The sequence below is a fragment of the Acinetobacter endophylla genome (assembly GCF_053543775.1).
Genome location: NZ_JBLVOM010000317.1, coordinates 51,914 through 62,938 on the forward strand (window position 1 = coordinate 51,914; position 11,025 = coordinate 62,938).

Annotated in this window: 9 protein-coding genes and 1 other annotated feature; of the genes, 4 read left to right on the forward strand and 5 right to left on the reverse strand. The window is 41.3% G+C overall.

The features are described from left to right. Positions 1 to 42 precede the first annotated feature (42 nt). The 4 genes from ACNPNW_RS18565 to tviB are packed head-to-tail and all read right to left on the reverse strand — an operon-like array spanning position 43 to position 4,132. Positions 43 to 636 carry an acyltransferase gene (locus ACNPNW_RS18565; protein ID WP_448767331.1) on the reverse strand — a complete coding sequence of 198 codons (594 nt, stop codon included), beginning with the start codon at positions 634 to 636 and terminating at the stop codon, positions 43 to 45. After that, a complete protein-coding gene (locus ACNPNW_RS18570; RefSeq protein WP_448767332.1) occupies positions 636 to 1,808 on the reverse strand; it encodes a lipopolysaccharide biosynthesis protein in 1,173 nt (390 codons plus the stop codon). The genes ACNPNW_RS18565 and ACNPNW_RS18570 overlap by 1 nt, the downstream gene beginning before the upstream one ends. Before the next feature lie 10 nt (positions 1,809 to 1,818). After that, positions 1,819 to 2,841: an NAD-dependent epimerase/dehydratase family protein gene (locus tag ACNPNW_RS18575; protein WP_448767333.1), complete on the reverse strand. Its 1,023-nt coding sequence runs from the start codon at positions 2,839 to 2,841 to the stop codon at positions 1,819 to 1,821. A 13-nt stretch (positions 2,842 to 2,854) separates the two neighbouring features. After that, positions 2,855 to 4,132 carry a Vi polysaccharide biosynthesis UDP-N-acetylglucosamine C-6 dehydrogenase TviB gene (gene tviB / locus ACNPNW_RS18580; RefSeq protein ID WP_448767334.1) on the reverse strand — a complete coding sequence of 426 codons (1,278 nt, stop codon included), beginning with the start codon at positions 4,130 to 4,132 and terminating at the stop codon, positions 2,855 to 2,857. A 643-nt stretch (positions 4,133 to 4,775) separates the two neighbouring features. Between tviB and ACNPNW_RS18585 the strand changes: the two genes are divergently transcribed. From ACNPNW_RS18585 to ACNPNW_RS18600, 4 genes are all read left to right on the forward strand, one after another. Continuing rightward, positions 4,776 to 6,010, forward strand: a protein-coding gene (locus ACNPNW_RS18585) for an IS3 family transposase (RefSeq protein ID WP_448767335.1) whose coding sequence is annotated in 2 segments (ribosomal slippage) — positions 4,776 to 5,052 and positions 5,052 to 6,010 — 1,236 coding nt in all. Because the reading frame shifts where the segments join, the coding sequence is not laid out codon by codon here. Then, positions 5,051 to 5,167: a sequence feature (AL1L pseudoknot), on the forward strand. Its footprint overlaps the gene before it by 117 nt. Before the next feature lie 291 nt (positions 6,011 to 6,301). Continuing rightward, complete coding sequence (locus tag ACNPNW_RS18590; protein WP_448767336.1) at positions 6,302 to 7,405, forward strand: polysaccharide biosynthesis/export family protein; 1,104 nt, start codon at positions 6,302 to 6,304, stop codon at positions 7,403 to 7,405. Further along, positions 7,405 to 7,833 carry a low molecular weight protein-tyrosine-phosphatase gene (locus ACNPNW_RS18595; protein ID WP_064096896.1) on the forward strand — a complete coding sequence of 143 codons (429 nt, stop codon included), beginning with the start codon at positions 7,405 to 7,407 and terminating at the stop codon, positions 7,831 to 7,833. The genes ACNPNW_RS18590 and ACNPNW_RS18595 overlap by 1 nt, the downstream gene beginning before the upstream one ends. 16 nt (positions 7,834 to 7,849) lie before the next feature. Next, positions 7,850 to 10,048 (forward strand): polysaccharide biosynthesis tyrosine autokinase, encoded by a 2,199-nt coding sequence (locus tag ACNPNW_RS18600; RefSeq protein WP_448767337.1) that lies wholly within the window; start codon positions 7,850 to 7,852, stop codon positions 10,046 to 10,048. A gap of 252 nt (positions 10,049 to 10,300) precedes the next feature. Here ACNPNW_RS18600 and ACNPNW_RS18605 read toward each other — a convergent pair whose 3' ends face one another. Further along, positions 10,301 to 10,933, reverse strand: coding sequence for a sugar transferase (locus tag ACNPNW_RS18605; RefSeq protein ID WP_448767348.1), 633 nt, complete (start codon positions 10,931 to 10,933; stop codon positions 10,301 to 10,303). Positions 10,934 to 11,025 lie beyond the last annotated feature (92 nt).

An 11,025-nucleotide genomic window follows, 5' to 3' on the forward strand; every position in this document is an offset into this window, starting at 1 on the left:
ATCGCTTTAAGATATGAAAGTCCAAGTCACATGAAACTTGTTTTAAAGTGCTTTAATTTTTTTGACGGGGCTACCCACATAAACCCCAGCATCATCCAATGGTTTAGACACCAAACTACAGGCACCAATCACGCTATTGCTTGGAATGCTGACACCATCTAAAACTGTCACTCGTGCGCCAAGCCAAATGTTTTCACCTAGGCTGACACCGAGTTTGGTAATCGCATCTTTGACCAAAACATCAGGCTCACCAAATTTATGATTACTCGCAATAATAATACTTTGCGTGCCAATACGCGTGTTATCGCCAATCGTCACACCACCACAACCATTGATATAAGAATTGCAGTTGATGCTGACATCTTTGCCAAGTGAAACCTTGCCACCAAAGCATTTGATATAGCAGTTTTCACCAATAAAACTGTTGTCGCTAATCTCTAGCACTGCACCATGTTCAACAATTAAGCTGACATGATCACCAATATAGACATTGTTACCGATCTTGACTTGTCCACGAATATCCACCGTACAGCCTTTACCGAAATAGCGAAATTTAGTGCCAAAAGCGAGGTTATAAAATTGCTGACGACATTGCGCAGTGAACCAATTCATCAGTTTTAATAGTTTAAAAAACATCAGTTTTTGTTTCTCCACACCACAAATAAAATGGCAAAGTTATAGATGATCAGCGCCACAGGCACTGCCAACAACATATAAACTTTATTGTCGAATAAAACATACAGCCCTGCAAATAATGCAAACTTAATGATCAGCTCCACAATTTGCAATTTAAACAATACTTGGCTGTTGCGCTTAGCAATTAAAAAAGCCGAGCTGGGTGGATTACAGAAAATCGCCCAATAGCCCAAGGCTAAAATTTGGAAATAGCTTGAGATCCCTACCCATTCACTGCCAAAAATCCATAAATAAACAGATTCAGGCAGAATAAAAAATACAGCAAATAAAGGCAGTGAAACCAGACTAAGCAGCACACTCGCCTTTAAGGCATTTTGATTTGAATTCGTGGTTTTAAATTGACGAATAAAGAATTGACGCAAGGTTTGCGAAATCAGATTAATTGGTACACGCAAAGTCCGTTCGACAATGGCATAGAAACCCATTGCCTGTACACCCACAAAATGCGACACCACATAATACGGCAAGTTATGCGAAAAACTATTCAGCAAAGCATGTGGTGTATTCGCATAGATGAAATCTTTGTAATTTTCAAATGCCTGCCAGCTGACTTGATACAGTTGATGTTTCAATACATAAATTAACACCGCCACAATCATAATGATCGAACTGACGTTATAGCTGTTGACCAAGCTGATTTGCATGATGAGTGGCAAAGACAGTTGAACCGCCACGACGATTGCACTTCTAAAAATATTTAAGCCTGCACAGAAATATTCTTTATGCGCGGAAAATTGATAATTATACAGACTTTGAATCAGCGTATTGGCAAGTACGCCAGTCGCCACGGCACAACCCATTTCAATATTGAAAAGAAAGCTGATGACGATGCCACTAACAATAGCAATAACAGTTGAGAATACAGCCCCTTCAAAAATCAGGCTTTTTTTATACTGTTCCTCAGCGACCAATAAAGCTTGATCAAGACGTAAATTCGCCACCGTGGATAAAACACTGACAATCGCTAAGGCAATCCCATACCCACCAAAGTCTGCAACAGAATACAGACGCGTTAAAACAGGAAGTGCGATAAATGTCATTATCGCACCTGCCAGTAAACTTAAGGTAATCAGCCCAATCGACTGATACTTTGCGAACAGTTTCGCAATCATCTGTTCAAGATCATTTTAAATTGTTGACGTACCAACGCATCGCAAGTTGAATGCCTTCAGCAATTTTAAACTCAGGCGCATAACCTAAATGCTCTTGAATTTTGGCAATACTCGCTTGTGAATGACGCACATCGCCAGCACGGAAATCACGGTACACCGGATCACGCTCAAACTGCACATCATTTTCCGCAAGTGCAGATTGAATGGCACGATATAAGTCATTCAATGTGGTACGGTCACCGACTGCGACGTTATAGACCTGATTTTTAGCCTCGTCCGATGCCGTTGCCGCCAAAATATTGGCTTGCACGGTGTTGTCGATAAAGCAGAAGTCACGACTGGTTTCACCATCACCATTGATAAAAACATCTTCGCCAGCAATCATGGATGCCGTCCATTTTGGAATCACCGCTGCATAAGCACCATTTGGATCTTGGCGTTTACCAAACACGTTAAAGTAACGCAGACCAATCGCTTTAAAACCGTAGCTACGTGCAAATACATCGGCATATAGCTCATTGACATATTTCGTTACCGCATACGGTGACAATGGGTTACCAATGTTTTCTTCCACTTTTGGCAATGCAGGGTGATCGCCATAGGTTGAACTACTGGCCGCATAAGTAAAGCTTGCCACGCCGGCATCACGCGCCGCAGTCAGCATATTTAAAAAACCGCTGATATTGGTGTCATTGGTGGTAATCGGGTCGGCAATTGAGCGTGGCACCGAACCCAGCGCTGCTTCATGCAGAACATAATCCACACCTGTGCATGCTTTTTGACAATCTGCAAACTGACGAATATCCCCTTCAATAAAGCGGAACTTCGCCCATTGTTCAGCCGTCACCAAACTTTGCACTTCATCAAGATTGTACTGATGACCTGTGGCAAAGTTATCTAAACCCACCACCGTTTGATTCAGCTTCAATAATGTTTCTAAAAGGTTTGAGCCAATAAAACCTGCAACACCTGTGACCAGCCATGTTTTCGGCTCGGCTTGAAGTTGCTCACATACCTGTTGATATTGATTCATGCAGTATGTCCTCTTACAAACGAAGGTCAGATTCAGACTGACTCAGTACATATTTCAAGTCATACAGCACATGGTTTGCCTTACCGAGCGCACGAATTTCTTCCACACCCATTGCCTTAAATTGCTCATGAGCAACCGCCAAAATCACAGCGTCATATTGACCATTTTCAAGTGTTTGTACTGAGGTAATGCCATATTCATGCTCCGCTTCTGATGCATCCACCCATGGGTCATAGACATCGGCTTGAATGTGATATTCCTGAAGCTCATGTACAATGTCAATAATTTTGGTATTGCGAATATCTGGGCAGTTTTCTTTAAAGCTTAAGCCCAAGACTAAAACTTTCGCACCTTCGACCTGAATCTTTTTCTTGATCATACCTTTAACAAGCTGAGTCACGACATAAGCACCCATGCCATCATTTAAGCGACGCCCCGCTAAAATAATTTCAGGATGGTAACCAATCGACTGCGCTTTATGGGTTAAGTAGTACGGATCGACCCCGATACAGTGACCACCCACCAGACCAGGACGAAATGGCAAGAAGTTCCATTTCGTCCCTGCAGCTTGGAGTACTGCTTCTGTATCAATATCCATTTTATTAAAGATCACGGCAAGCTCATTGATCAGCGCAATATTGACATCACGTTGTGTGTTTTCAATGACCTTGGCCGCTTCAGCCACTTTAATGCTTGGCGCTTTGTGCGTGCCTGCTTCAATGATCAGGTTATAGACTTCATCGACAAAGTCAGCAACTTTAGGCGTTGAACCTGAGGTAATTTTAAGAATATTGGTGACACGGTGCAGTTTATCACCTGGATTAATGCGCTCAGGGCTATAGCCTGCAAAGAAGTCTTGGTTAAATTTCAAACCTGACACTTCCTCTAATACAGGAATACAGGTTTCTTCTGTCGCCCCCGGATATACAGTCGACTCATATACCACAATATCACCTTTTTTCAGCACTTTTCCAATGCTTTGCGATGCCTTAATAAGCGGTGTTAAATCAGGTTGTTTATATTCATCAATAGGGGTAGGAACTGTCACAATATAAAAATTACAATCATTGATATCTTCCAAATTCGCGCTATAAGTCAGCTGTGTTGATTGTGCTAGCTCTTCAGAACACACTTCTAGGGTATGGTCACGACCGCTACGCAACTCATCAATTCGTTTTTGATGAATATCAAAGCCCACAACCGGAACTTTTTTACCAAATTCAACAGCTAGCGGTAAACCGACATAACCCAATCCAATAATGGCAACTTTCACTTCCGAGAGCTGTAGCATCAATCTAAACCTTATATTTTGATGAATTTAATAATATAAACTAAAGTGATAAATGGAGTCATTGTTAAACAACCTGAATCACAGATAAGAAATTATCTTGGAGAAAAGGAAATCAAAAACTATTAGGGAAATACCATACCACTTATGTCTTCAGCGACAGGAATCAATTTTACATATTTCTGCTGCATGATCGATGACTTTTTTAAAAAAAATGAAGTAGCCGAGAGGGAGTTCTTAAATACAACGGAAAAACGTTCGAGAATATGATCTTCTCAATTGAAAGTTTCAGAAACCGTATTTATCGCCATTTGATATAAATACTCTGACTTCAATAGCACCAAGGCATTTTCTTTTCATTAAGGCAGAATCCCCGTCAACTCTTTCAATATTTACCATGTTACCAACGGATAGTTTATCTCTTCAGAGCACCTTGGCATTACATGCTTTACATTTTGTCTTAATAAAAGACTGTCAGAGCCATTATTCAGGGATAGATTCGGCTACGATACCTATATGTAAAAATCAATGCATTCAATAATAAAATCCATGGCAGCGCTTGTGAACCGTACCGGGTTTGTCGGAGACCACTTTTCTTGAGATGAGAAGCATTGCTTCGCAAGACGTAGCGAAGCGTAGTGTCCCGATGAAAAAAGTAAAATATACCCCTGAAATCAGAGAAAGAGCGGTTCAATTATTGATTGAATTCGAGAAAGATTATCCTTCTACTTGGGCTGCAATCACAGCTATTGCAGCTAAGATTGGTTGTACGCCTGAAACACTTCGTATTTGGTATCAGAAATATTCAGATCAACAAAATCCTGTCAAAGTACAACAGATATCTGATCAAGAAAAAATGAAGCAAATGGAGCGTGAAATCAAAGAATTAAAGCGTGCCAATGAAATTTTACGTAAAGCAGCCGCTTTTTTCGCCCAGGCGGAGCTCGACCGCCCACACAAATAATGGTGGATTTTATCCATAATAATAAAGAGCTGTACGGAGTCGAGGCGATTTGTAGAATTTTACCGATCGCACCTTCAACCTATTACCGGACTCTAGATCTCTGCGATGAGAAGCATTGCTTCGCAAGGGAACATCGAGCAAAGCGAGATTTACATGACTTGCATCATGCTGAGGAGATTAAACGAATTTGGAAGGAAAGTTCAGGTCGGTATGGTGTACGTAAAGTCTGGCAAAAACTGAAACGTGAAGGCTATATTATTGCACGCTGTACTGTTGCTCGATTAATGAAAAAGCTAGGTATACAAGGTGTTTGGCGAGGTAAGAACAAACAAACCACCCGTAGCCGAGATGACCTAAAACGAGCAGATGATTTAGTGAAACGTAATTTTACTGCTGATCATCCTGACCAACTGTGGGTCAGTGACTTTACGTATATTCAAACAAATTCAGGCTGGGTCTATACCGCCTTTATTATTGATGTGTTCTCACGAGCAATTGTTGGATGGAAAGTATCTACACGGATGAATACAGATATGGTGCTCGATGCACTTGAGCAAGCATTGCACGATCGAGGCATGCCAAAGAATGTGATTCATCATTCCGATAGAGGTGTTCAATATCTTTCTATTCGCTATACCAATCGTTTAGAAGCTGCAAATTTACGAGCATCAGTCGGTACAACTGGTGATTCATACGATAATGCTTTGGCTGAAACGGTGAATGGCTTATACAAAACAGAGGTGATTGAATATCTAAAAGCAGATTGGCAAGGTTTAGCAGATGTACAACTTGCGACACTAAACTGGGTAGATTGGTTCAATAAAAAGCGTGTACACAGTGCACTGGGTTATGTATCGCCTTTTGAGTTTGAAGCAATGTACTATGATAAGATTAACCCGTTAGGTCAGGTGGCCTAACTTAAATAAAAAAGTCTCCGACAAACCCGGTACGGTTCAATGTATTTCATCCGCAGATTATGCACGAATGCCAAGAAATCTGGAGTGTAAATATTAACCAAAAAAAAGATCATTTTTTGATTTATGAAAGAGATCTAATATTCTCCTAAAAATCTTCGAGCATTTAAATCGGCTTGCTATCAATCATCTACTATTCAGATAAAATCAGATACATTTTGTTATAATAAAATCAAAGTTCTCAGGTAGAATATCGCAGATTTAACGAATTAAATATTAAAACCGGGATTTCATGTGCGACAAATTCAACTGGCTTTTTTACTGACTTGCGGTCTCACTTTGACTGGCTGTGCAGTGACCTCTGGTCTGCAAACTTATGATTTACCGGTAGAAGGTGTTTATCAAACCGAACTCGGCACTTCAGTCAATGTGATTAAACTCACTCAAGACTCTATGCTGGCCGTTCAGCCTGCTGTACAAAACATTCAACAAGACTATGCCCATTTGTTTAGCACCCCGCATCGTAGCTACAGCCTGAGTCCGGGTGATATCCTGTCCATCTATTTATGGGCCTATCCGGAAATGACCCCGCCAAGCAGCACCATTAGCAGTGACCAATCTGCCCAGGCTAACGGTTATCAGATTGACTCACAGGGCTATATCCAGTTTCCAATTATTGGCCGCTACAAGGCTGCGGGCAAATCCCTGACTCAAGTCAACCGCGAGTTGCGCAGTCAGTTGACCCGTTATTTAAAAACTCCGGATGTCATTGTACGGGTTCTGTCCTATCAGGGTCAGCGCTACTCCGTTCAGGGCAATGTCATCAAAGGCGGTCAGTTTTATTTAAGCGATCAGCCGGTAAGTGTCTATACGGCCTTGGGCATGGCCGGTGGTGTCAATGCACAACAGGGAAATAATGCTTCCATTACCTTGGTTCGTCAGGGACAGACCTATACCCTGAATACGGTAGAACTGGAAAAAGCAGGTTTTTCACTGCATAACTTGCTGATCCAGCCAAATGACACTTTATATGTGAACAATCGCGAAAATCAAAAAATCTATGTCATGGGTGAATCTGGCAAAAACCAGTCCTTGCCACTGCGCGATCAGGGGATGAGTTTAAGTGATGTATTAGGTGAAAGTTTAGGCCTAAATCCACTTTCTGCTAGCCGCAGCAAGATTTATATCGTGCGCAGTCAGCCAAATGCTGTTCACACTGAAGTTTATCACATGGACCTGAGCAGTATTGCCGACTTCGGTCTGGCCAACCAGTTCAAGATGCGCAGCAATGACATTGTCTATGTCGATGCTTCAGGTCTGGCACGCTGGCAACGTGTCGTGAACCAGGTGATTCCGTTCTCGAATGCACTTTATAACCTGGATCGTTTGGGGCAATAATGCAGATTAAACATATTTTAGTGGTCTGTATTGGCAATATCTGCCGTAGCCCTATGGCCGAATACTTTTTAAAACAACAGTATCCGCATTTACAGATTGAATCTGCCGGTATTGCGGGCATGGTAGGACATGCAGCAGATGAAAAAGCCAGTCTGTGCATGCAAAGTTTGGGCATTGATATGAGCCCGCATGTGGCTCGAAAACTGAATGCCGAGATGATTAAACAGGCCGATCTGGTTCTGGTGATGAGTCAAAACCAACAAAAACATCTGGAACAGACTTGGCCTTTTGCCAAAGGCAAAACTTTCCGTTTAGGGCACTGGCAAGCCAGGAATATCGCTGACCCTTATCAGCATGACCAAGCTGTATTTGATGATACCTGCCAGTTAATACAGAGCTGTATTGCTGACTGGAAAAAATATATTTAAATTTGAAATCAAGATTATGAGCCAAAATAGCAACACTGAAGATACGATAGACTTAAAAGAATTATTTTTTTCACTCATTGCCCAGTGGAAGCTGATTACGCTGTGTGTCATCTTAAGCGTGATCTGTGCTTTGCTGTATTTAAGAGTTACCCCGGATACCTATTCGGTTGATGCTCTGGTACAGGTTGAAGAAAGCAAAGGAGCTTCTGCTGCCTTATTGGGTGATTTATCCAATATGATTGAGCAAAAGCAACCGGCTCAGGCAGAAATAGAACTGTTAAAATCGCGACTGGTACTGGGTTCTGCCATTCAGGCTTTAAATCTGGATCTCCGCATTGCTGGAACTGAAAACAGCTTTACGAATCGTTTAGTGTCACCGCATGACTATCAAAGCGAATACAACAAAACATCTGTTCTGTTTAAAGATAATGCTAAATCCTTTGATATCCGTCGGTTTGAAGTGCCGGCTTATTTTCATGACAAAAATTTACGTCTTGACTTTCAGCAGGATAAATACACTTTAACCAATCCGGTCACAGAACAAGTGGTCTTCTCTGCCCCATTAAATCAGCCTAGTGAATTGCAGTCTGAACATGGTCAGTGGAAAGTTGCCATTTATAGCCAGGACCAGTTCAATGCACCTTATCTTGTTCAAAAGCAATCTCTGCCCGCTGCGGTAAAATCAATTCTTGCCAATTACTCGGTTGCAGAAAAAGGCAAAATGACCGGTGTATTAGGCCTGAATTATCAGGGTACTGACAAACAGCATATCACTGAAGTTCTCAATGCCATTCTCGCTGCCTATAGCGAGCAAAATATTGAACGTCGTTCTGCAGAAACGGCACAAACTCTTAAGTTTCTGGATGAACAATTGCCTGAATTGCGCCAGCAACTGGATGTAGCTGAGCGAGAATTCAATACTTTCCGTCAGCAATTCAACACAGTCGATGTCACCAAAGAGTCGGAACTGTATCTGACCCAAAGTATTAGCCTGGAAACCCAAAAAGCGCAGCTCGAACAGCAAGTGGCTGAGGCTTCTGCCAAATACACCAATGAACATCCGGTGATGCAGCAGATGAATGCACAACTGGCTGCCATCAACAAAAGAATTGCTGAACTGGAAGGGACTTTAAAGCAGCTACCAGACCTGCAACGCCGATACTTACAACTGTTCCGCGAAGTTGAAGTGAAACAGCAGCTCTATACGGCACTGTTAAACTCTTATCAGCAGCTACGAATTGCCAAGGCTGGTGAGATTGGTAATGTGCGTGTAGTGGATACTGCCGTTGAACCACTAGAACCGATCAAACCGAAAAAACTGCAAATCCTGATTTTATCCATCTTCTTGGGCGGTTTCCTGGGTACCTTGCTGGCACTGCTACGCAACATGCTACGTTCAGGCATTAAAGATTCCAGTCAAATTGAAAATGAACTAGATTTGCCGGTATATGCAACAGTACCTCGCTCGCCTGTCCAAAATGGCTATATCAAGCTGGCCAAGAAGAAAAAATATATTCCTATCCTGGCGGTTAAAAACAGTGATGATATTGCGATTGAGAGTCTGCGCAGTATGCGTACTGCCATTCACTTTGCCTTGGGCAATGCACGAAACAATATTGTGATGATTTCTGGGCCTGCACCAGAAGTGGGTAAATCTTTTATCTCGACCAATCTGGCTGCAATTTTGGCACAAGGTCAAAAACGTGTACTCTTGATTGATGCGGATTTACGTCGCGGTTATATCCACAAATACTTTAATCAGACACCTCAACCGGGTCTGTCCGAGTATTTAAATAAGCAAGTCAATTTAAATCAGGTCATTAAAGCAACTGATATACCAGGATTAGATCTATTGACTCGGGGTAAAAGCCCGGTGAATCCATCCGAGTTACTCAGTACTCCATTATTTGGGGAAATGCTGACTCAGTTATCCAGTCAATATGATCACATCCTGATTGATACCTCACCGATTCTGGCAGTCACTGATGGGATTATCATCTCGCAACATGCAGGTGTGAATTTGTTGATTGCACGTTATGCACAGACTCAGATGAAAGAGCTGGAATTAACCGTCAATCGCTTTGAACAGGCTGGCGTCAAGGTCAATGGCGTGATTTTGAATGATATTCAGCGTTCAAGTGCAGGCTATGGCTATGGCTATGGCTATGGCTATAATTATGCCTATGGCTATAAAGCTTCAAAAGACAAGGATTGAGCTAGCACAGATAAAAAATTGCTATCAAGGGAATAATCAACACTATAGCGCTTCAAACAGATTTGGAATCATTCAATTTAAATCTGTTTGAAGCTTTTTTATATTTTTCTAAGTAATGAATATCATTGTATCCAGAACAGCCGCACACATCATTTGATTCCTCACGTGCAATATTGCTTTGAAACCCAACCATTATTGACTAGGAAATACATGCTTCAACCAGCGTCAGCAATAATCAATTTTTTGATCACATTATTTTACTTCTTTTGTAAATAAAGGAGTTTCAGGCATGTTTTTTCCCGAAAACCGCGCAGCACCAACTTCCTGATTAGGAGCATTAATTCCCTCTTGGCTCAACATCACTTGAGCTGTTTTAAACATGATTTTAAAATCTAACCACATATTATGCTGTTCAACATATTGTATATCTAATGCAAATTTTTCTTCCCAGGATAAATTATTGCGCCCACTTACCTGAGCAAGCCCTGTCATACCAGGTTTAACTTCATGCCGTCGCATTTGTTCATCAGTATAATGTTCAAGAAATTCTTTCATTTGAGGCCGCGGTCCAACAATACTCATCTCTCCTTTCAAAACATTAATCAGCTGTGGCATTTCATCTAAACTGCTAGAGCGTAACTTTTGTCCAAATGCAGTAATACGAAACTTATCTGGTAAAGGATTGCCCTCTTTATCTACGGCATTCCGCATAGAACGAAATTTAATCATTTTAAATAATTGACCATTTTTACCCGGTCGTTCTTGATAAAAGAGAATAGGTGAACCCAAATTTTTTCGTACTTTATAAGCGATGATAATAAAAACCGGGAATAATATAAGCAAAGCCATGAATGCAATCACTATATCAACCACTCGCTTAGATATCTCCCTTTTACTTCTCATTAAATCAGCAATAGAATAAAAATAAATTTGAGGCGTGAAAGATTCTTTTGATATCCAATTATCTTCATGCACAA

Coding starts and splice junctions, on each gene's coding strand:
- tviB (WP_448767334.1), bottom strand. CDS start 4,132: ATGCTACAGCTCTCGGAAGTGAAAGTTGCCATTATTGGATTGGGTTAT.
- ACNPNW_RS18565 (WP_448767331.1), bottom strand. CDS start 636: ATGTTTTTTAAACTATTAAAACTGATGAATTGGTTCACTGCGCAATGT.
- ACNPNW_RS18600 (WP_448767337.1), top strand. CDS start 7,850: ATGAGCCAAAATAGCAACACTGAAGATACGATAGACTTAAAAGAATTA.
- ACNPNW_RS18575 (WP_448767333.1), bottom strand. CDS start 2,841: ATGAATCAATATCAACAGGTATGTGAGCAACTTCAAGCCGAGCCGAAA.
- ACNPNW_RS18570 (WP_448767332.1), bottom strand. CDS start 1,808: ATGATTGCGAAACTGTTCGCAAAGTATCAGTCGATTGGGCTGATTACC.
- ACNPNW_RS18595 (WP_064096896.1), top strand. CDS start 7,405: ATGCAGATTAAACATATTTTAGTGGTCTGTATTGGCAATATCTGCCGT.